At 46.1% G+C, this 21,717-nt stretch carries 17 protein-coding genes; 6 read left to right on the forward strand and 11 right to left on the reverse strand.

Annotation, left to right across the window (positions count from 1 at the left end; translation table 11 throughout):
• Positions 1-12: 12 nt before the first annotated feature.
• The 6 genes from AC5ZC7_RS01625 to dprA form a co-directional block, all read right to left on the reverse strand.
• A complete protein-coding gene (locus tag AC5ZC7_RS01625; protein WP_496159905.1) occupies positions 13-1,941 on the reverse strand; it encodes a PKD domain-containing protein in 1,929 nt (642 codons plus the stop codon).
• 64 nt (positions 1,942-2,005) lie between these two features.
• On the reverse strand, positions 2,006-4,630 hold the full coding sequence (locus tag AC5ZC7_RS01630) for a PKD domain-containing protein (protein ID WP_496159904.1): 2,625 nt from the start codon (positions 4,628-4,630) through the stop codon (positions 2,006-2,008).
• 18 nt (positions 4,631-4,648) lie between these two features.
• Positions 4,649-5,440, reverse strand: coding sequence for an alpha/beta fold hydrolase (locus AC5ZC7_RS01635; protein ID WP_496159903.1), 792 nt, complete (start codon positions 5,438-5,440; stop codon positions 4,649-4,651).
• A complete protein-coding gene (gene lnt, locus AC5ZC7_RS01640) occupies positions 5,421-7,031 on the reverse strand; it encodes an apolipoprotein N-acyltransferase (RefSeq protein WP_496159902.1) in 1,611 nt (536 codons plus the stop codon). The genes AC5ZC7_RS01635 and lnt overlap by 20 nt, the downstream gene beginning before the upstream one ends.
• A 179-nt stretch (positions 7,032-7,210) precedes the next feature.
• Entirely contained in the window at positions 7,211-8,683 is a 1,473-nt protein-coding gene (guaB, locus tag AC5ZC7_RS01645; protein ID WP_496159901.1) for an IMP dehydrogenase, read from the reverse strand.
• Positions 8,684-8,806: 123 nt separating this feature from the next.
• Positions 8,807-9,913 (reverse strand): DNA-processing protein DprA, encoded by a 1,107-nt coding sequence (gene dprA, locus AC5ZC7_RS01650; RefSeq protein WP_496159900.1) that lies wholly within the window; start codon positions 9,911-9,913, stop codon positions 8,807-8,809.
• Between the two features lie 98 nt (positions 9,914-10,011).
• On the opposite strand from dprA, the gene AC5ZC7_RS01655 reads away from it, so the two are divergent.
• A complete protein-coding gene (locus AC5ZC7_RS01655) occupies positions 10,012-10,812 on the forward strand; it encodes a 5'-nucleotidase, lipoprotein e(P4) family (protein WP_496159899.1) in 801 nt (266 codons plus the stop codon).
• A 77-nt stretch (positions 10,813-10,889) separates the two neighbouring features.
• Here the strand turns inward: AC5ZC7_RS01655 and AC5ZC7_RS01660 are convergent, their stop codons facing one another.
• The 5 genes from AC5ZC7_RS01660 to pckA form a co-directional block, all read right to left on the reverse strand.
• Positions 10,890-11,354 (reverse strand): DUF1569 domain-containing protein, encoded by a 465-nt coding sequence (locus AC5ZC7_RS01660; protein WP_496159898.1) that lies wholly within the window; start codon positions 11,352-11,354, stop codon positions 10,890-10,892.
• Between the two features lie 3 nt (positions 11,355-11,357).
• A complete protein-coding gene (locus AC5ZC7_RS01665) occupies positions 11,358-13,250 on the reverse strand; it encodes an OmpA family protein (protein WP_496159897.1) in 1,893 nt (630 codons plus the stop codon).
• Between the two features lie 233 nt (positions 13,251-13,483).
• Positions 13,484-14,065 carry a radical SAM protein gene (locus AC5ZC7_RS01670; protein WP_496159896.1) on the reverse strand — a complete coding sequence of 194 codons (582 nt, stop codon included), beginning with the start codon at positions 14,063-14,065 and terminating at the stop codon, positions 13,484-13,486.
• A 118-nt stretch (positions 14,066-14,183) separates the two neighbouring features.
• Complete coding sequence (gene folD, locus AC5ZC7_RS01675; protein ID WP_477075162.1) at positions 14,184-15,071, reverse strand: bifunctional methylenetetrahydrofolate dehydrogenase/methenyltetrahydrofolate cyclohydrolase FolD; 888 nt, start codon at positions 15,069-15,071, stop codon at positions 14,184-14,186.
• Positions 15,072-15,303: 232 nt separating this feature from the next.
• Positions 15,304-16,905, reverse strand: a complete 1,602-nt coding sequence (gene pckA, locus AC5ZC7_RS01680) for a phosphoenolpyruvate carboxykinase (ATP) (protein WP_496159895.1) — start codon at positions 16,903-16,905, stop codon at positions 15,304-15,306.
• 315 nt (positions 16,906-17,220) lie between these two features.
• Between pckA and AC5ZC7_RS01685 the strand changes: the two genes are divergently transcribed.
• From AC5ZC7_RS01685 to AC5ZC7_RS01705, 5 genes are all read left to right on the forward strand, one after another.
• Positions 17,221-18,510 carry an aminopeptidase P N-terminal domain-containing protein gene (locus AC5ZC7_RS01685; RefSeq protein WP_496159894.1) on the forward strand — a complete coding sequence of 430 codons (1,290 nt, stop codon included), beginning with the start codon at positions 17,221-17,223 and terminating at the stop codon, positions 18,508-18,510.
• 138 nt (positions 18,511-18,648) lie between these two features.
• Positions 18,649-19,416: a CDP-alcohol phosphatidyltransferase family protein gene (locus AC5ZC7_RS01690; protein WP_496159893.1), complete on the forward strand. Its 768-nt coding sequence runs from the start codon at positions 18,649-18,651 to the stop codon at positions 19,414-19,416.
• A gap of 46 nt (positions 19,417-19,462) precedes the next feature.
• Positions 19,463-19,708, forward strand: a complete 246-nt coding sequence (gene purS, locus AC5ZC7_RS01695) for a phosphoribosylformylglycinamidine synthase subunit PurS (protein WP_291922868.1) — start codon at positions 19,463-19,465, stop codon at positions 19,706-19,708.
• Between the two features lie 112 nt (positions 19,709-19,820).
• Positions 19,821-20,489 carry a 16S rRNA (cytidine(1402)-2'-O)-methyltransferase gene (gene rsmI / locus AC5ZC7_RS01700; RefSeq protein ID WP_496159892.1) on the forward strand — a complete coding sequence of 223 codons (669 nt, stop codon included), beginning with the start codon at positions 19,821-19,823 and terminating at the stop codon, positions 20,487-20,489.
• Positions 20,490-20,568: 79 nt separating this feature from the next.
• Positions 20,569-21,660, forward strand: a complete 1,092-nt coding sequence (locus tag AC5ZC7_RS01705) for a DNA glycosylase AlkZ-like family protein (protein ID WP_496159891.1) — start codon at positions 20,569-20,571, stop codon at positions 21,658-21,660.
• Positions 21,661-21,717: the final 57 nt, after the last annotated feature.

Below are 21,717 nucleotides of genomic sequence, written 5' to 3' on the forward strand. Positions count from 1 at the left end.
GGTACAAAAGGATCAGCGGATCAAGGTGACGGTTCCCTTTTTCGAGATGGTTTTGCCCGTAAAGTCCGTTCCCTCCAGTATCCAGATGTAGGTGTCTACCGGCGCAGGGACGCCTTTGAAGGTACCATCCCAGCCGTTGCGGAAATCGGTAGACGAATAAATTTCTACGCCCCAACGGTTGTAGATGCGGAAAAATTTATAAGTAGTAATACCAACGGGGATAAACCGGAAGCGATCATTCTGGCCATCTCCATTGGGTGTAAACGCATTGGGAATATACATTTCGGGGCCCGTATAATATTTTATTTTTACCGTTGCATAACCAAAACATCCCTGCTGGTTGGATACACGTAGTTTGAAAGCAATATCGCGATTATAATTTAGTACCGGGTTGGCGATGTTAGGATTTGATAATCCGTCTGATGGCGTCCAGGAGTAGATGTCTCCGCCACTGCCCTGCATTGCCAGTGGTTGTCCCCTGGCCAGTATCGTGTCGTTGCCGGCATAAGGGTTGACTTCATAGACCCGTATATTTTTAGTGACCGTTTTTTCACAATGTTTATCGGTGAGTAACGTCATTGAAATCGTATATACGTCACCTTTAGTAAAGGTATGCTCCATGGATTGTTGTACCCCCGGGGTAATAGCACTGTCGCTGCCGCCGAAATCCCATACATGTGAAGTAATATGTCCATATTGGTAAGAAGAGGTATCATCAAACTGTATAGGATCGCCTCTGCAGAATCCAGTAGTAGTAAAACCTGCCTTTAACCCCGGATAATTGTAGATAGTGCCTTCAGTACTATCGGTGCAGGTGAGCCCGGGATTTACCACCATTTTCACTTTATATACACCGGTGTCCGGATACTGGTGATAAAAAAGGGTTTTAGTGTTGGTAATGGTATCGGTTCCATCACCGAATGTCCAGTGGTAGGTAGATGAATAACCGGCCACGCTTGAATTACTGATAGGCACTTGTAAGGCGGGATCGTCTGTACAATTGGTGAGCACGGATGGAAAAGTAGCGGTGATGGTAGTTTGACAGTTGAATACAGTAAGCAATATATCCTTACTATGGGTACCCAGGAATTGTTTGGTATATGGATCGTATTCATTCACACACACCGTTACCACATATTTCCCCGGTTGATTAGGGGTGCAGGTAATAAGGCCTTTGGAAGATATAGAGATACCAGGTGCTCCGTTCATCGGGTTATTGCCGGAATAAGGCGGTATATATCGTACCGTGGCATTATAAGGAGGTGGCGTAGTAGAAGTGTTCTCGTTATTAGCAGAACCGTCTGTTAAGGCGCTGCAAAGATTATAGGTAAGACTATCACCATCTTCATCATAAGCTGCATAATCCAATGTAAACGGCATGGCGTTGCAAATCACAATGGAGGTGTCTTTATTGAAATAAGCACTGTTATTGTTAGGTCTTGATTCTGTACCGGGGATAACGGTATAGTAAGTGGATCCTTCATGTTCTGAATCATAAATGTTGTTCAGTCGTTCGCCACGGCAGCAACGTTGTGAAGACACATAGTAACCACCGGGGATAGGCTCCAGTTCTATCACGGCGGTGTAGAAGGCTACTTCCAGGTGTTGCGCCTGCGGTGCGAGGCAGGGATTTTTCAGGGTATCAATCAGCGGGCGTGTTGCAGAAATATAGAGATATACAGAAGATAAAACTTTGGAACCAGTGGAAGTGAATACGTTAGCAGTAACGGGGTTCTCAAATCGGTCGATACACCCTTGTCGGTCGCCACAGGTAAAATCTGCGTCGCGGTATAGCTTGAGTGTGATGAGATAACGGTAGCGTATATTATCTCCGCTCCTTCCTAATGTCTTATAATAAATTTCGCCACCAATGATGTGATATCCAGCTGCGAGAATAGGGAACAAACAGCAGCTCAATATCAATAAAACTGCTCTCTTCATGATGGGGGATACTGCTATCTGAATTTAACAAAAAAAAAGCAGATCCGGTTCATTTCGGAGAACTTTATCTTATCAGTGTGACGGTGCCTTTACGTTGAACGGTATTATTGTTAATATCTTTTCCCTGTACTACCCAAACATAGGTAGCGATGGCGGCAGGTTGTCCGTTGACGGTGCCATCCCATCCCTTCAAATAGGCCGTGGAGGAGTAAACCAGCTTGCCCCAGCGATCAAATACGCGGAAGAATTCTGTTTGTACAATCCCTACCGGGAGTGGACGGAAAACATCATTTAGTCCGTCTCCATTGGGAGAGAATGCGTTAGGTATATAAATATCCGGCCCTTTCATAAAGCGGACGAAAATATTGTCAGTACCGGAACAACCTTCCTGCGTATAGGCGGTAACGGTATATGTAATGTCGTGATTATACGTAGTAACCGGATTATAAATGCTGCGGCTATTTAAACCGTCTGGCGGCGTCCAGGCATAACGTACACCTCCCGTGGCGTGCAGCTGGAAAGGTGTGTTCAGCATAATAATGGTATCGTTGCCGGCGAAGGCCTGAACCTTCGGCACTACTTTCACTAACGCCGTAGCAGTGACAGGTTTAGGACATCCGAGTGTATCGGTTACTGTTACGGTGAATAAGGTGGTATCTGCCGGACGAGCTACCGTAATAGCAGAAGATGGGCTATCTACATAATAAGCCGGCGACCAGCGATAATATGCACCGCCAGTAGCCCGCAGTGTTAACGGAACACCGAAGCAAACGGTGGTATCCGGCGCTGCAGTGGGCTTTGGAGGATCTACTACTTTAAGGGTAACGGTATCGGCTGAACGACATTTGCCCAATGCTACCTGTACTTCGTAGGATTGTTTCGGCGGCGCAGGTGTTACAAATGCATCCGGGTTGGTAGATACCACTTTGTTTTGATCCAGGTCAGTCCAACGGTAGGAATATAACCCATCCGCCACAGATTCCAGGTGAATTTCATCATTGGTACATACGGTGCTATCTGCAATAGTTTGTACGTGGATGGTATCTTTCACTTCTACTGTTACATTTTTATCATTCGTACATCCCTGATTATCTGTAAAAGTTACTTTATAAATATTCGTGCGTGGTGGAAATACAATAGGGTCCGGGGTATTGGGATTTAGTATAAAGTAGTTGTCCGGGGTCCAGGCAAACTTGCCCGGTTGCGGGCTGGTAGCCCACATATGCAGGCTGTCTTTCACACAAAGCAACGTATCGGCCGTTGCAGTAAACGGTGGTTTATCGTAAATCGTGATGGAATTATTGATGGTTTGTTCGCAGCCGTTATTGTCCCGAACATATAATTTCACATCATAGGTGCCAGGTGTTTTATAGGCATAATTGGGATTGGTAACATTGGAGGTATCTCCATTCCCGAAATCCCATTTAGAATAAGCAATAGTACCACCGGTGGTAGAGGAGGTAGAGGTGAATTTTGTTTCTTTGTTAGCACATAAACCTGCGGCGGTATATCCTGCTTTCAATACCGGGAATGCATATACGAGCGCAGTAGCGCTATCACCGCAGTTGCTGCTTTTATCTACCCACATTTTTACGGTATATAATCCTTTTTTCGTGTAGGTATGTGTGATAGGAGCTGCACTATTGGTGGTAAGTGTAGTACCATCTCCAAAGTCCCAGGTATATGGTTTGCCGAGCGTACTATTATTAGTGAAGGTGATCGTAAAGTCTTTACAATCATTATACTTATCGGGCATGGAGGCTGTCACCTGTTTTACACAGGTGGTGATGTTGATATGGAAATCTTTACGCAGGGTGCTTATTTTTTGTCCGTTGCGGTATTCGTTTACACATACGGTCACTACATATTTCCCGGCGGCGGGTGCAATACCGGAGATGATCCCTGTTTTAGGATTTATCTGCACGTTCAGTCCCAGTGGATTATTGCCGTTAAAAGGCGGTTTATAGGTCACAAATTGATAAGGAGGATTATCTGAAGGGGGCGGCACATTGTTCCTGCCGTCTGTTAGTCCGCCGCCTTTGTAGGCGTCGCAGAATTCATAGGCCAGCGAATCATGATCTACAGGGTCGGAAGCGGAGAAGTCGTAGGTGAATTTCTTATCAGCGCATACCAGTGTGGCTTCTTCGGTGTTGAAAGTTGGGCTGGAGTTGTTTTGCGCATTCTGTTTACTACCAGGGATGTCGATATAATAAGTGGCCCCCGTACCGAGGTCGCCGCTGCCATCGGGGATAGGTTCCGCTACGATGTTTAGCATAAAAGGATCCCGGCAGCAACTCTGAAATGCAATCGTGTAACCGTCTTCGTTAGCGGGAACAGTAATAGTGGTAGTATACGTACCAATCTGGTAGCAGATGGTCGGCGGATTTACGATACAGGGATCTATTTTCCCCAGGTTTTTTTCTTCGAAAGCAGTCCTGCTGATCAGGAAATCATTTACCCGGGCATAATTCCTGCTTTTATCGAAAGCAGAAAGATATACCGCATCCGGCATTTTGGCGATCCGGGGGCCGGTACCGCAGATACGATATAATTTAAGGGAAATGGAATAAGTAAGCGAATTACCACTACGGCTGATGAACTTATAGTATACCTGCCCGCCTATAATATGGCTGGCCTGCGCCACCAGGGCACATACCATGCATAACAGGATGGCAAATAGTTTTTTCACAACAGGTGTTTTTTACGATTATAGTTGACAAAATGCTATAAATTGCTCCAACATCACATTGCTTTCCTTTCCTACTTCCCACATACCCATGTGGCCCACATTTTCGAATATATGAATGCTGCTGACCCGCGGCAAAGTTATTTGTGGTAATATGTTATCCAGCGGCACTGCATTATCATCTTTCCCGATCATAAATAATACCGGTACCGGACAGGCTTTCAATACACCGGTGCGATCCGGCCGCGCTGCCATAGCTTCATAATAAGCGATCAACGCAGGTAACTCGCACTCCAAGCCCATTTTTACATAAGCTTCTACTTCGGCAGGTAGCGCACTCCTGGTAGCGGGACTAAACATATTAGGCAATGTTTGCCGTAAAAATGTTTCGGGGCCATATTGTTCCATTAATTTAATGGATTTTCGCCTGCCTTCCTTTTTCTCGTCACTATCTGCCCTGGCAGTAGAATGAAAAAGGCCCAGTCCTTTCAACAGGGATGGATATTTTTCTGCCAATGCCAGCGCTATATAGCCACCCATAGAGTGACCTATAATCACTGCTTCTTTGATATTTTCTGCTAACAGGATCGCATATACGTACTCCGCCATACTGTTGATAGTCAAAGGAGTAGTTAATGGCGATACTGCGGTTCCCGGTAAATCCGGTACAATGACGCGGTATTGGTTTTTAAGCTGCGAGGTTTGTATGTTCCAGATGCCTGAGTTTTCTGCAAAACCGTGGATAAGCACTACCGTTGCACCCTGGCCTTCATCTACCCAGGTGATGTTTCCGTTATTGATTGATTTCCGCATGTCTTAAACCGGGAATGAATCGTGAAATAAAAGCATGTACCAGGAACAAGATACAAAATATTAATGCGGCTTTCGACACCAGATCGCCATTTTTTACATAGAACGTAAGACCCGTCCTCGGTGTTACAGTTGCTTTAAAAACAGCCTGCTGCCAATAGGGTTGCGGTTGATACACATTGCCTGCAGGATCAATAACGGCGGATATACCGGTATTGGCGCAGCGGGCTATCCAGCGACGGGTTTCAATGGCACGGATCCGGGCATATTGGAGATGCTGCCGGTGGCCTTCCGTATTTCCCCACCATCCGTCATTGGTGATAATGACTAATAAATTGGCACCCGGTTTAATATGCGTGGCGATATAGTTACTAAAGACTGATTCATAACAGATTACCGGGAAAACATTGATACTGTCTGCCGGATTTGTAAATAATTCTACGCCGGGCATACGGCCATAGCTGCCGGAAACACCACCAAAATCCAGGGCAACACTTTGCATGAAAGATAAATAGCGAACATAGGGTACCAGCTCGGCGCCGGGTACCAGCTCATATTTATGATACACCTGGATGCTCCGGGTGGTATCTATTTGCACGGCGCTATTGTAAGCATCCCAACGGGTGCCGTCGTTCATAGTCCTGGCAGTAGCAGGAATTTCATCCGTACCGCTATAACGCTTCATGGTAACCGCGCCGCTAATCAGTTTGGCTTTAGGGTATTTGCGCAGCATTTCCCGGACGGCCATTACCTCCTGCTGATAATTCAGGTCATGCTCCCAGGCGCCTGTGGGAAAGAGGGCAGTTTCCGGCCAGATAATATAACGGGTATTGCTATCCGCTTTTTCTTCCGTGAGACGCATCATTTTCCCCAGTTGCTCCATGGCAGACCCAGCGCTGAATTTTTCATCGTAAGGATCAATATTGGGCTGTACTACCACCACTTCCGTTTTGCGCGCCGGATCATCCGGCGTGGGGGAAATGAAGGCGGAAATAACCAGGGGAACAATAATAGCTGCAGCAGGCTTCCATATTTCACGCAATAGTTGCTGCCAGGAATAATCGTATATGCGGGCACGTTTCCATACGATATATATCAAAATGTTCACGCTTAACACCCAGAAGGAACCACCGCTGGTACCGGTAAACTCGTACCATTGAATCCAGCCCGGGCGAAGTGCGAAGGCATGTCCGAGTACCAGCCAGGGCCAGCTGAATTCCCAGGTTTGGTGTATGTATTCAAACGTTAACCAATATACGATCAGGGCAAAGTAAGCAACGGGTTCCGATAGTTTTCTCCGGCTGTTTTTAAAGGCCAGCCAGGGAATGCTCATCAGTAAAGCATTGAAGCAATTGGCAAATACACCGCTCATAGGCAGAGTGGTATTGCCTACCCACCAGGTAGAAGCTACATTCCATACCAGGAACGCGCTAAACACCAACCCAAAATATTTTCCGCGGTGTTGCACTTTTTCGCTGATATACAGCAAAGGAGTAAAGGCAACGAAAATAAGCGGCGTAAGCGGCATGGTAGGCCAGGCAAGCCAGAAAATCAATCCACTTAAAATGCTTAAGAGCAGGTAAGGCTTCTTCATTAAGAAATTACGAATTACGAATTACGAATTACGGATCACAACGAAGATAAGCGGGTATCATGTGAAAACAAAAACGCTCCGTACTAAAGTACGGAGCGCTATGATTATATTTTTATTACGAGCAAAATTTTGCTTACATCGTAATTCGTAATTCGTAATTCGTAATTCGTAATTTTCCCTTATCTGCTGTAGTTCGGCGCTTCCTTGGTGATTACCACATCATGCGGGTGGTTTTCTTTTACAGTAGCAGCGGTGATTTTTACAAATTGTGCACCTTGCAAGGCCTTGATATCTTTAGAACCTGTCAGACCCATACCTGCACGTAAGCCACCTACAAATTGTTGTACAATTTCAGAGAGCATACCTTTGTAAGGAACGCGGCCCACAATACCTTCTGGTACCAGTTTCTTAATATCATCTTCATCCTGGAAGTAACGGTCTTTACTACCTTCCTGCATGGCTTCAATAGAGCCCATACCACGGTAGGATTTGAATTTACGTCCTTCGTAGATGATAGTCTCTCCGGGGCTTTCTTCCACACCTGCAAAGATAGATCCTGCCATGATGGTAGAAGCACCTGCAGCGAGGGCTTTCACCATATCACCGGTATAACGGATACCACCATCTGCTATGACAGGGATACCCAGTTTTTTCAGTGCATCGGCAGCTTCCATTACGGCAGAGAGCTGAGGGAAACCGGCACCTGTTACGATACGGGTGGTACAGATAGAACCAGGTCCTACCCCTACTTTCACAGCGTCTGCACCTGCCTGAGCCAGTGCCAGCGCACCTTCTGCGGTAGCTACGTTACCGGCAATTACCTGCAGTTTAGGGAAGGTTTTCTTTAATTTTTTCAGGTTGTTTAATACAGCGATAGAGTGACCATGAGAGCTATCCAGGCAAACTACATCTACACCAACATTAATCAATGCCTGTGCGCGGTCCAGCAGATCAGCGGTAATACCCAGTGCAGCACCTACGAGTAAACGGCCAAATTCGTCTTTTACGGCGTTAGGGTAACTGGTTAACTGCAGAATATCACGGTAAGTGATCAGTCCTGCCAGTTTACCTTGTTTATTAACAACTGGTAATTTTTCGATCTTATATTGCTGGAGAATTTTTTCTGCCTTTTTCAGGTCAGTGCCTTCCGGAGCAGTGATCAGGTTTTCGCTGGTCATCACTTCTTTTACAAGGCGTTTTTTATTCTTTTCAAACCGCAAGTCCCTGTTGGTAAGGATACCTACCAGTTTGTTTTGATCGTCTATAATGGGAATACCACCAATACCGTTTTCCTTCATGAGTCTCAACGCTTCACCGATAGTGGCGTCAACTTTCAGGGTAACAGGATCTATGATCATACCACTTTCACTACGCTTTACACGTCTAACCATTTCGGCCTGGCGTTCGATGCTCATGTTTTTGTGGAGAATACCTATTCCACCTTCTCTCGCCAGAGCAATTGCCAAAGTGGCTTCGGTAACAGTATCCATCGCTGCAGATACCATTGGTATATTCAGGCGTATGTTTTTTGTTAATTGCGTAGAGAGATTTACTTCTTTAGGCAGAACTTCAGAGTAGGCCGGTACCAGGAGCACATCATCAAATGTTAGTCCGTCAGCTACAAATTTGGGTTTAGATTTTCCCGCAGGCATGATGCAACTATTAATCAGTTAAAAAATAATTGCACGCAAATGTACACTTTATTACCCAATAAATAAAATAATCACCCGCAGCCTCCCGCGTTGGTCTGTTAATAAATCATTAACAGGCCCCTGTCAAACCAGCTCGTAGAGCTGACCAGGCAGGCTGCGGAGCACACTTTGCATCTCCAGGTTAAACACGGCCGTAGCTACCTGGCTCCCCGATAAATGACTTTGCAGGTACAATTCCTCCAGGTGGCGCCGGGATTTTTCCCGGAAAAGTGACAGGATGAGCTGCTCATCGGGGCTTAGGTCCGGAAACAGTGCTGGTGGCTTGATAAGGGGAGATGGGGCGGCAGGGGCATCGCTCCAGCCCATTAGTTCCAGCACGTCGGTGGCACTGGTGAGCAGCATAGCCTTGTTTTGACGGATCAGGTGATTACAGCCGGCCGATTGTGGGTCTTCCAGGCGCCCGGGTACACATAATACGTCCCGGTTATAGCCGTTGGCCAGGTCGGCGGTGATGAGGGAACCGCCGCGTATCCCGCTTTCTATCACAATAGTGGCATCACAGATGCCAGCTACAATCCGGTTGCGTTTGGGGAAGTTTTGCCGGTCGGGTTGTGTTTGACTCATAAAGTCGGTGAGCAGGCCGCCCTGTTCCAGCATTTCTACGGCCAGTTGCTTGTGGGCCGGGGGATAAATACGATCCAGGCCATGTGCCAGCACGCCAATAGTAGGGGTATGCGCTTTTAAGGCGGTTTTATGGGCTATCAGGTCGATACCATAGGCCAACCCGCTTACAATGGTAATGCCGGCCGTAGCCAGCTCCTTTACCAGCATTTCTGTGATAGCCCGTCCATAGGCAGATGGATGCCGGGTACCCACAATATTCACAATCCGGGGAGGATTCAGGGTAGCATTGCCTTTAAAATATAGCATAGCCGGGTTGTCATAACAATGTAACAACCGTTGCGGATAAGCCGGGTCAGTACAAAACAGCGGCTGTATCCTGTATTTTTCTATGAACGCTATTTCTTTTTCGATAGGCGCATAGTCGCGGAAGCTACAGAGGGCAGCTGCACGCACGGCGCCCACTGTTTCAATTCTTTCCAGTTCATATTTTTTAGCTTTGAATATGTTGCCGGCGCTGCCAAAACATTCCAGCAGCTTTTTAATGATCACATCTCCGATCAGGGGAATACGGGTTAATGCAATCTGGTACATTAATTCCTGGGGCATAACAAACAATATTTCCGCATAATTTACAATTTTCCGGTGGCACTTTTTGTGCGGCACATGAATTATTTTTGCAGCCACTAACGGATAATTTTATGAAGATGAAATGGTTATTGACAGGAGTACTGATGATGGCGTTGTTGGCCTGTAAAACAACGCAGCCGGTAGCAGAGAAAACAAAGGCTACCACGCTGATTCCGGGTGGTCCGGCATGGGCGGCTTTATGGCAGCAACAATCCGGTGAATACAAAGCCTTATGCCTGCAGGCATATCAACTGGCGGCGTTACGACTGGATCAATACCTTGCCGGCAAAGGCAGTAAACCACTGGCAGTAGTGACCGATATTGATGAAACGGTGCTGGATAACAGTCCTTACTCCGTACATCAGGCGCTGGCAGGTAAAGGATACGATGATAAAAGCTGGATGGAATGGACCGCCAAAGCGGCAGCAGATACGGTTCCTGGCGCACCGACATTTTTTAAATACGCAGCTTCCAAAGGAGTGAAAGTATTTTATATCACCAACCGCGCAGAAAGCGAAAGGGCAGTTACCCTGCAAAACCTGCAGCAATACCAGTTCCCGGATGCAGACGATCAACACCTGTTGCTGAAAACAACTACCTCCGGTAAAGAACCCCGCAGGCAAGAGGTATTACAACAATATGATATCGTGATGTTATTTGGGGATAACCTCGGTGATTTTGCTGCCATCTTCGATAAAAAACCAACTGACGAAAGAAATGCCGCGGCCTTACAATCTGCTGCCAGCTTCGGCAGCCGCTTTATTGTATTGCCTAACCCGATGTATGGCGACTGGGAAGGAGCGTTATACAATTTTCAATATAAACTCACTACGCAGCAGAAGGATTCCATTATGCAAAGCAGGTTGAGAAATTACTAACCGTAATACATAGGAAAAGGCCGTAACAATTGGTATACCAGTGTCACGGCCTTTTGCATATAAGAAGATACTGACTGCTACAAAATACCGAATTGCTTAAAGTGATGCAGGAAATGTTTACGGTGAAACAGCTGCCACTCTTCATAATTCAGTCTGCCGAAAATATGATGCACTGTTTTTGCATCCGGGTGTTGCCGGAAGTAAGCATTAAAATCATCGATTTCTTCCAGTAAATGTTGCGTGGCAATAGCCAGGGTACCAGCGCGCGGGACTGGCGGCTCGTCGCCCTGTAGCGGGGAAGGAAGGCTACGTTGCATTTCCATCTCGCTATATAAAAATTGTTTGTATCGCTCTATTTTCTCAGGTGGTGTTAAAATGGCTATCTCTGCATGTTTGTTACAGGAAAATGCCAACCCCAATCCCAGGTGTTCCAACATTTGAATCGCATTCATTTTCCCCCATTCCGGCAACGTATTTTCGTGTAGCCGTGACAGGTAGTTGTTGAGTGCCGGAGCGGTTAAGAATACAGCTGCTTCCATCATGAATTATAGACTAATGATTTTAAATACCGTGCGACGGTTGGTAGCCCGTCCGTCTTCTGTATCATTGGTAGCGATAGGATTGCTTTCACCATAGCCTTTCGCCGTAAGACGGTTAGCAGCAATACCTTTTTCTGTTAAGTATTGGACTACAGATTTGGCGCGGTTTTCGGACAACAACTGGTTGTCTTTATCAGTACCTACGTTATCGGTATATCCTTCAATAGCGATCTTCACACCCGGGTTATCCAGTAATAAGTTCACCAGTTTATTCAACTCTAATACAGAAGCAGGTTTCAATGTATATTGTTTGCTGTCGAAGAAGATATTATGCAATACAATGCTGGCGTTGGCAGCTAATGGTTGCAGTGGAATATTTTTTTCGTAAGGTACGCCCGGGTTATGATCTTTCAGAGAAAAATTATCCGAGTAAAACAGGTATCCTTTTCTGTTTACGTGAAATGCATAGTCCCTGCCTACAGGCAATGGTGCCAGGTAATCGCCGTTGTCGTTGGTTTTTACGGTGGCAATGCTATAGCCTCCCTGCAGGTCGGTTACATCAATGGTAGTGGCTAAACGTGCGTGCGTGAGGGTATCGTATACAAAGCCTTTCACGTATAGAGTTTGCAGGGGCCTTGCTTCCGGGTACAGTTCAAACCGGTAGATGTCCAGTGCACCGCGGGTATCAGAACGGTCGGAGGCAAAGTAGGCTGTTTTGCCATCGGCTTCTACTACCAGCGAGGCATCTTCATCAATGGTATTGATGGGGTAACCGAGGTTGGTAGCGGGTCCCCAGCTACCATCGGGTTGACGGCGGGAATAAAAGATATCCAGTCCGCCATAACCCGGATGCCCATTGGATGCAAAGTAAAGTGTTTGTCCGTCTGCGTGGATGAACGGGGTGGTTTCCCTGCCGGGTGTATTGATATTAGGTCCCAGGCGTTGCGGAACGCTCCATTGCCCATTGGCCAGCCGGGTGCTTACAAATATATCTGCACCATTATCTGATGTTTCACGTGCAAAATAAAGTGTTTGTTTGTCTGTGCTGAGACAGGGTTGTGATTCCCAGTCGCGGGTGTTGATAGGTGCGCCAAAGTTTTTTGGTGCGGTCCATCCCTGAGGAGTTTTTTCCGAGTAGTAGAGATCGCAGCTGCCTTTACCTTCCGGAAATTCGCAGCCGGTGAATACCAGCATGGTACCATCTTGTGAAATGTTCTGTGCGCCTTCATTGAAAGAGGAGTTTACGGGTTCGCCCATATTCTGGGCCGGCGACCAGGTATTGTTTTCCCGGTGTGTAATGTAGAAGTCTTCATTACGGCCGTTTACCCTTCTGGTGAAGATTAATGTTTTACTGTCGATGGTAAGGGAAGGAAAGTATTCCGGATCTTTACTATTTACAGGGTCTCCGAGGTTTTCCGGGTGAAAAGGTACGGTTTGCCGGTGATTGTTCACGGCAAATTCATAATTGGTTTTTAATTTTTCTGCAGTAGGGCTTTTGGACTTTGCATTTGCCAGGTACTGGGTTATTAACTGTAACGCCCCTACGAAATTTCCTGTACCGGCCATGGCCCTGGAATAGGCTACTGATACCGGTCGCAAGCCATTGCTATCCAGCTCCTTCAATTTCTCAAAAGCAGTCACCGCGGCGGCATAATTCTTCAACTCTACATAGCAGAGTCCCATTTGTCCGTATGCATCAGTAAAGTTGGGGGCAGCTTTAATAGCTTCCTGCAAGAGGCTGATAGCGGCAGGTGTTTGGTAAAGCCGGACGGCATCAATGGCGCGGTCGAAAGCAGCTTTTGCTTTTTTAGGAGCAGTTTCATAGGTGACTGTCTGAGCCTGCATTTGCAGTCCAATGCCCAACAGGCAAGCCAGTATGAACAGAAAGGTTTTTTTCATAGAATGTATTCGCTCTGTAAATAACGAAATTCTATTGAAATATAGTGTAGCGAGTTTTTGTCTTGTACAGGATTAGACTGATTATACTGATTTAATTTAGAAGATATAAGAAGAAGAGCGAAGACCGATGTCATATTCACATCTTTCTTCGCTCTTTTATCTAATAAAATCAAAAAAATAAATCAGTATAATCAGTATAATCAGTCTAATCCTGTACAAGACAAAAACGCGCCTTAAGGCACATTGATGTACTTGTGGATCTGGAGAGACATGGTCCACTGTGGGTGATCCTTGATATATTCCGTAATCAGGGGCGTCATTTCTGCGCTGCGTTCCCATTCCGGCTGCAGGTACAGCTTACAGTGTTTGCCGGCAAGTGCGGCGTACTTTTCTGCCCAGGCAAAATCTGTTTTGTTAAAGATCACCACTTTCAATTCATGGGCTACTTTACAGATTTCGGGTAAAGGCGCTTTGAATTTTTTGGGAGATAAAGTAATCCAGTCCCAACTTCCGCTAAGGGGAGAAGAGCCGGAGGTTTCTATATGTGTTTGAAAACCTTGTTTGTGGAGTGATTTGGTGAGTGCATCCAGGTTATGCAGGAGCGGTTCACCACCGGTAACTACCGCAATGCGGCCAGGATGGCTGGCAGCTTCCGATACAATTTCATTTATTTCCACCTGTGGGTGCTTGTCGGCATCCCAACTGTCTTTTACATCACACCATACGCAGCCTACATCGCAGCCGCCCAGCCTGATAAAATAGGCTGCCCTGCCCTGGTGAAAGCCTTCTCCCTGGATGGTGTAAAAGCGCTCCATCAAAGGGAGAGTGGTTGTTTTTATATTTGTTATTACTGACATGACTTCACAAAGGTCCGATTTTTTACAACCAGACAAATATTTTTAAATAGCTAATGGCTAAAAGCCAGGAGCCGTCTTAGTTCATACTACCTCTCAGGCCAATAGCGGCATGGTAGGTGTTTTTGAGTAAAGCGGCAATGGTCATAGGTCCTACGCCACCGGGAACGGGGCTGATATAACTACATTTCGGTGCTACTTCATCAAATTTAACGTCTCCTTTCAGACGGAAACCGCTCTTTTTGCTGGCATCTTCCACCCGGTTAATACCTACATCCACAATCACAGCGCCTTCTTTTACCATATCTGCTGTTACAAAATCAGGCTTACCAATAGCAGCAATGATAATATCTGCCTGCCGGCAGATGTCGGCCAGGTTATGGGTATGTGAATGTGTGAGTGTAACCGTACAGTTTCCCGGATTGGTATTGCGGCTTAGTAAAATGCTCATCGGCGTACCCACAATATGGCTACGACCAATAACTACTGCATGTTTACCCTTGGTAGGAATGTTGTAATATTCCAGCAGCAACATAATGCCGTAAGGAGTAGCAGGAATGAACGCAGGCAGGCCACTGACCATTTTACCCACATTCATAGGATGGAAACCATCTACATCTTTGCTGGGATCAATGGTATTGATCACCAGTTCTTCATTGATATGTTTGGGTAAAGGCAATTGAACAAGAATACCATCCACATCCGGATTTTCATTCAACAGGATGATTTGGTCCAGCAGATGTTTTTCTGAAATCTGTGCATCAAAACGAAGGAGGGTAGAATTATATCCGCATTCGGCGCAGGATTTTACTTTGGAGGCCACGTAGGTTTCACTTGCCGGGTTGTTGCCTACTAAGATGGCTGCCAGATGAGGGATTTTTTTTCCAGCGGCCTTTAATTCAGCCACCTGAGCGGCTAATTGGGCTTTGATAGCCTCAGAAACTAGTTTACCGTCTAAAATTTGCATGTGCAAAGGTAAGGAAAACTGGGATTTGATGGCGTTGATTTGAGAAGGAAAGGGGGAAAGGAGTACCGAAGTCCAGCCAAACAAGCTCCGGCAAGGGAACTTGTTTGGCTCAGGCATTGCACCCGTCAGGAGCTTACGTTGTATTCAGTGGAAATTATAAGGCAAAACTAACATATACATCTTCTTGCTGATATACTCAATTCAGCAGAAGGAATAGATCACAGGTATTTCATTAAATTTTGGGTGCAGCATCCAGTATTTCTTTGTCGGCTGCGGCTGCGTATTTCTCAAAGTTGCGGACAAATTGTCCAGCCAGGTTAGCCAGCTGTGCATCGTACGCGTCTTTGTCTTCCCAGGTATTGCGTGGATCCAGGATGTTATCCGGAACACCAGGGCAATTGCCAGGAATTTCGAAGCCAAATACAGGATGCGCGTGGAAGCCTACGTTGTTCAGCTGTCCGTTTAAGGCAGCGGTAATCATGGCGCGGGTATAACCGAGTTTAATACGGTTGCCGGTACCATAAGCGCCACCTGTCCAGCCGGTGTTAATCAGCCAAACGTTGACGTTGTGTTTACGCATTCTTTCGCCCAGCATCTGTGCATATTGCGCCGGATGCAACGGCAGGAAAGGTGCGCCAAAACAAGCGCTGAAAGTAGATTTAGGTTCGGTGATACCTGCTTCTGTACCTGCTACTTTAGCGGTGTAACCAGAAATAAACTGGTACATAGCCTGTCCGGGCGAGAGCCTGGAAATAGGCGGCAATACGCCATAAGCGTCGCAGGTAAGGAAAAATATGTTCTTCGGAATACCTCCTACAGAAGGTTCCTGTGCGTTATCTATGTAGTGCAGCGGGTAAGAAACACGGGTGTTTTCTGTAATGGAGCTATCTGCATAGTTCACGGTATTGGTACCGGGGAAGAAGGTAATATTCTCCAGCAATGCGCCTTCGCGAACAGCATGGAATATTTGTGGTTCCTTTTCTTCGGAAAGATCAATACATTTTGCATAACAACCACCTTCAAAATTGAATACACCGCCAGCGGTCCAGCCGTGTTCATCGTCACCTATCAGTTTGCGGGTAGGATCAGCGCTCAGCGTGGTTTTACCAGTGCCGCTCAAACCAAAAAATACCGCCGTATCGCCTTGTTCGCCGATGTTGGCGGAGCAGTGCATACTCAGTACATTTTTGTCGTGCGGTAACACGTAGTTCAGAATCGTGAAGATGCCTTTTTTGATTTCCCCGGTATATGCACTGCCACCAATGATGATCATCTTTTTGGTGAAGTTTACGACAGAGAAATTCTGCTGACGGGTACCATCAGTAGCCGGATCCGCCAAACAGCCGGGAGCCTGCAGGATGGTCCAGTCGTTATGCATGTAATCCAGTTCTTCTTCCGTAGGACGAAGGAACATGTTATACGCAAACAAACTTGACCATGGGAGTTCACTGACTACTTTAATGTTGACCCGGTAATCCTGGTCAGCACAGGCGTAGCAGTCACGTACCCATACATCTTTTCCGGTGAAATAACGCGTGATTTTACTGTATAAACGATCGAAATTTTCTTCAGAGATAGGGAGGTTGAAATCGTTCCAGTTTACAGTGTCCGTTGTGATGTTGTCTTTTACAATGAATTTGTCTTTCGGGGAACGACCGGTGAATTGCCCGGTGTTAACAGCTAATGCCCCGCTGTCAGCATAAACCCCTTGTTTACGGGCGATGGTTTGTTCCGCCAGTTTTTCGGGTGAAAGTTGGTAATAAACGTTAGCTACGTTCTCTATGCCAAGTCCCCGTAAGTCAGCAATAGGATTCCTTACGCTACTCATTTGCATAAAAGCAAGATTGTTTTGGTGTAAAAGCAAAACTAGCGATTTTTTGATATTGTCAAATTTTATCGGTGTTATACCATTAAAATTTAGAAATTAGTCACTGTTTTTAGGGTGATTATTGCAATATCTTCAATAGGAGAAGGTTTCATTGCAGGATTGTCAAACTAAAAAACAGGAGAAGATAGCATTACGTATTTGCAAGGAAATATTAGTACGATTTTGTCATTTTACGCTGCAGATATTAACCAATTTGCTGATTCCCGATTTCTACCTCCGAAATTTTGCCTAGGTTTGGACCCTCATTTGAAATTAAGAGATATGAAGAATTTGCCCTTAGATCCGCAGCTGTTTGTGAAAAACCGCCAGCGTTTTGTGGCTAAAATGAAGCCACAGTCTATAGCTATTATCAACTCCAATGATGAACTGCCCACCAATGGTGACGCCCTGTACAAGTTCAAACAGAACTCCGATTTGTACTGGTTGACAGGTATTGACCAGGAAGACACAATGGTGGTGCTGTTTCCCGATAATCCAGACCCCAAATACCGCGAGGTATTAGTACTGGTGCGACCTAACGAGTTAAAGGAAAAGTGGGATGGTCACAGGTTGCGTAAAGACGAAGCTTTCGCCGTTTCCGGCATGGCTACCGTAGTATGGTTAGATAGCCTCGATGCATTATTGCAGCAATGGGTGAACGATGCGGCTAACATCTACCTGAATTCCAACGAAAATAACCGTAAGTCAAACCTGGTACCGGTAAGAGATTATCGTTACGCCGAGGAAATGAAAGTGCGTTATCCACTGCACAACTACCTGCGTGCTGCCGTTATCTTCAAAGAATTACGCGCCGTAAAAACACCGGAAGAAATTAAGGTGATGCAGGAAGCGATGGATATTACCGAAAAAACATTCCGTCGTTTATTAACCTTCATTAAACCAGGCGTATGGGAGCACGAAATTCATGCAGAAATTATGCACGAATTCCTGCGCAACCGCTCTGCCGGAGAAGCTTATGGCTCCATCATCGCTTCCGGCGACCGGGCCCGCACCCTGCACTATGTATCCAATAACCAGGAATGTAAAGACGGAGAACTGATCCTCATGGATTTCGGCGCGGAATACGGTGGTTATAATGCCGACCTTACCCGTACCGTACCTGTCAATGGTAAGTTTACGCCACGTCAGCGCCAGGTATATGATGCCTGCCTGCACCTGCATAACTACGCTAAATCTATTCTGCGTCCAGGTATCACCATCGCCAAATACCATGAAATGGTAGGCGAAGAAGCGACCAAAGAATTTATCAAACTGGGCCTGCTCACGGAAGAAGAAGTGAAAAACCAGGATCCCGAAACACCAGCGTACCGCAAATACCTGTACCATGGTATTTCTCACCACCTGGGTGTAGACGTACATGATCTCGGTCCATCTTTCCATCAGCCTATTCCGGAAGGAGCAGTGATGACCATTGAACCAGGCATTTATATTGAACAGGAAAAAATGGGTATCCGTATTGAAAACAACATCTGGCTCACCGCCAGCGGCAATGTGGACCTGATGAAGAATATTCCGATCACGGCCGATGAAATAGAAGCCTTGATGAAATAAGAGAATTACGAATTACCAATTACGGATTACGGATTTGTGGGCAGATAATAGTGAAGTTAATCTTCGCGTTTACTATCTTCTCACAAATCCGTAATTCGTAATTCGTAATTCGTAATTTGCATTGAATAAACTTATTAGATGAAACAACTACCCAATATTCTTACCCTATGTAACCTTTTTTGCGGGGCGCTCGCTATTATTTGCATCCTGCATGCACCGGAGTATCGCGCAGAAATTAACGGTGCTGACTATACGATTATCACACCGGAGCCGGTATACTGGGCGTCTGCATTAGTAGTACTGGCTGGTATATTCGACTTTTTCGATGGGATGGTGGCCCGCCTGCTGAAAGTATCCGGCCCCATGGGTAAGGAACTGGATTCCCTGGCAGATGTAGTGACTTTTGGCGTAGTACCTGGTATGATGTTGTACAGACTGCTCCGCAGTGCCTACTTCCAGCAACCAGACGTTTTTGAAGTTTCTCTCTTTAACCTGGCTCCAGCCTTACTGGTGCCTTGTTTTGCAGCTTACCGCCTGGCCAAGTTTAATATAGATACCCGGCAATCCGAAAACTTTATCGGGGTGCCCACCCCGGCAGTAGCCTTGCTGGTGGCATCTTTCCCATTAATCCTGTTATTTAATCCTTTTAACCTGGCCCATTGGTTCCAGAATATCTGGGTACTGTATATCACCATCGCATTGTTGTGCTACCTGATGATTGCAGAAATTCCCATGATCAGCCTGAAATTTAAAAATAAAAGCCTGGCTGATAACTGGCCCCGCTTCCTGCTCATCGCTTTAACCATACTCAGCATACCTTTCCTGAAGTTTGCGGCTGTACCCTTTATATTTATTTGTTACGTAATATTATCCGTTGCTGTACCGCCTAAAATACAAGCGGTTTAACATTCTGGATTTTTTGATGTAGGTTTGCGGCAAAATTTCTAGCACAATGACTTTTACTGCACATATCAATGTGATGCCACTGAAAGAATTATTAGATCCGCAAGGTAAAGCGGTAATGGGTGGTCTCAAGAACCTCGGCCTGGGCCAGGTACAAGATGTACGTATTGGTAAACATATTACTCTGCAAATTGAAGCCGCCAGCCAGGAAGAAGCAAGGCAGATCGCTGAGAATGCCTGCCAGAAGCTGTTGGCAAACCAGGTAATGGAATCTTTTGAAGTACAAATACAATAATCAATTACGAATTACGAATTACGAATTACGGAGTTGTGGGAAGATTGAATATTTATTTTCCTGTTGATCTCCTTCACTGGTCCGTAATTCGTAATTCGTAATTCGTAATTAAATGAAATTATACCTTGTTCCATCTCCCATCGGTAACCTCGCCGATATCACCTACAGGGCGGTAAAAGTACTGGAGGAAGCAGATTTGATCCTCGCAGAAGATACCCGTACCTCCAGCGTGTTACTCCGGCATTATAATATCAGCAAGCCTGTTACGGCCTACCATCAGCACAATGAACATAAAATAGTACAACACCTCCTGCAGCAAATGCAGAGTGGTAAAACGATGGCATTACTCACCGATGCCGGTACCCCCGGTGTATCTGACCCCGGCTTTTTACTGGTAAGAGAATGCAGCCGCAACGGCGTTCCGGTAGAATGCTTACCCGGCGCCACCGCTTTCGTTCCGGCACTGGTCAACAGCGGTATCCCCATGAACCGCTTTGCTTTTGAAGGCTTTCCGCCACTCAAAAAAGGCCGTCATACGCTTTTTACCAAACTGGCCACAGAAGAGCGTACCATCGTATTTTACGAATCGCCCATGCGACTGGTAAGAACCCTGGCAGACCTGATCCAGTACTTCGGCCCGGATCGCCCTTGCAGTGTAAGCCGTGAACTCACCAAGTTATTCGAGGAAAATAAACGTGGTACTTTGCAGGAAGTACACGACTACTACGCAGAAAAAGGGGTGAAAGGAGAAATTGTACTCGTAGTTCAGGGAGTTGAATAATTATTTGAAAACCGCTGGAAACTATTGACATACTGTTGTCACATGGGTGTTGTTGTTTTGTGTTACAAATCATTTAGCCATGTTACTGACCGATATTGCCGCCCAACGATTACATCATCAGCAACTGCTCCGTACGGGGTTTAAACAGCCACATGAAATAGTATCCTTCTTTGGCGCCATGCAGGCCCAGGAACATGCCCACAGCAAATGGGGTATCGGCGTACGCCTCCCGGGCGCTACGGATGCTGCTATTGAAAAAGCCATCCATCATAAATCGATTATCCGTACCACTGCTTTTCGCGGTACCCTGCACCTCATAGCGCCGGCAGATGTTCGCTGGATGCTGCAATTGATCGCACCCGCCATGAAAGTACGTATGGGAAGTATGCGGAAAAAGCTGGGAATGGACGATGGTTCCATGGAACGCAGCTGTCAGCTGATTACCAAAGCCCTGAAAGGCGGTAATCACCTTACCCGCAAAGCACTGGATACCTATCTGCAGGAAAATGGTATTGCTACCGATGACCACCGCATGAATCATATTATTTATCATGCTGCATTGAATGGTCTTATCTGTAATGGCCCATTAAGTGGTAAACTGTTTACTTATACCCTGTTGGATGAGTGGTTGCCGGCATCCGCCAGCACAAAGCTCTCCCGGCAAGATGCATTGGTAACACTGGCTCACCGCTATTTTACCAGCCACGGTCCCGCTACCCTGCCCGATTTTGCCAACTGGTCCGGCCTGTCACTGGCCGATGCCCGCGCAGCACTGGATGGTGCACAAACAAACCTCAAAGCCGTAACCATCAACGATACTACCTACTGGATGGCCCCAGGTAGCCGAAAATCTCCACCAGACAGCCATCTACTATTACCCGCATTTGATGAATATTTTATTGGTTATAAAGATCGCAGTTCCCTGATAGACCCGGCCTTCACCAAAAAGGTGATGACGATCAACGGTATTTTTAATCCTATCATGCTCCACAACGGGCAGGTAATGGGTATCTGGAAGCGTACCTTTAAGAAGGATACAGTAGCTATTGCTGTGGAACCATTTAAACCACTGAAAAAGGCCGCCCTGAAAGCTTTTGAGCCTGCTGCACTGCAATATGCGGGTTTCCTGGGTTATACCCTCACGTCCTTCACGGATACCACCGCGAAATAACCCGTGTCAAAACATCAAAATACCCCAAATGATGTTTATTTTAGCTGTTTAAACAAA

It is taken from the genome of Chitinophaga sp. 9-1-y, assembly GCF_059511905.2.

Bases quoted from the DNA above. Each gene is read 5' to 3' on its own strand.
- AC5ZC7_RS01625 (WP_496159905.1), bottom strand. From the start codon at position 1,941: ATGAAGAGAGCAGTTTTATTGATATTGAGCTGCTGTTTGTTCCCTATT.
- AC5ZC7_RS01635 (WP_496159903.1), bottom strand. From the start codon at position 5,440: ATGCGGAAATCAATCAATAACGGAAACATCACCTGGGTAGATGAAGGC.
- lnt (WP_496159902.1), bottom strand. From the start codon at position 7,031: ATGAAGAAGCCTTACCTGCTCTTAAGCATTTTAAGTGGATTGATTTTC.
- guaB (WP_496159901.1), bottom strand. From the start codon at position 8,683: ATGCCTGCGGGAAAATCTAAACCCAAATTTGTAGCTGACGGACTAACA.
- dprA (WP_496159900.1), bottom strand. From the start codon at position 9,913: ATGCCCCAGGAATTAATGTACCAGATTGCATTAACCCGTATTCCCCTG.
- AC5ZC7_RS01655 (WP_496159899.1), top strand. From the start codon at position 10,012: ATGAAATGGTTATTGACAGGAGTACTGATGATGGCGTTGTTGGCCTGT.
- AC5ZC7_RS01660 (WP_496159898.1), bottom strand. From the start codon at position 11,354: ATGATGGAAGCAGCTGTATTCTTAACCGCTCCGGCACTCAACAACTAC.
- AC5ZC7_RS01665 (WP_496159897.1), bottom strand. From the start codon at position 13,250: ATGAAAAAAACCTTTCTGTTCATACTGGCTTGCCTGTTGGGCATTGGA.
- AC5ZC7_RS01670 (WP_496159896.1), bottom strand. From the start codon at position 14,065: ATGGAGCGCTTTTACACCATCCAGGGAGAAGGCTTTCACCAGGGCAGG.
- folD (WP_477075162.1), bottom strand. From the start codon at position 15,071: ATGCAAATTTTAGACGGTAAACTAGTTTCTGAGGCTATCAAAGCCCAA.
- pckA (WP_496159895.1), bottom strand. From the start codon at position 16,905: ATGCAAATGAGTAGCGTAAGGAATCCTATTGCTGACTTACGGGGACTT.
- AC5ZC7_RS01685 (WP_496159894.1), top strand. From the start codon at position 17,221: ATGAAGAATTTGCCCTTAGATCCGCAGCTGTTTGTGAAAAACCGCCAG.
- AC5ZC7_RS01690 (WP_496159893.1), top strand. From the start codon at position 18,649: ATGAAACAACTACCCAATATTCTTACCCTATGTAACCTTTTTTGCGGG.
- purS (WP_291922868.1), top strand. From the start codon at position 19,463: ATGACTTTTACTGCACATATCAATGTGATGCCACTGAAAGAATTATTA.
- rsmI (WP_496159892.1), top strand. From the start codon at position 19,821: ATGAAATTATACCTTGTTCCATCTCCCATCGGTAACCTCGCCGATATC.
- AC5ZC7_RS01705 (WP_496159891.1), top strand. From the start codon at position 20,569: ATGTTACTGACCGATATTGCCGCCCAACGATTACATCATCAGCAACTG.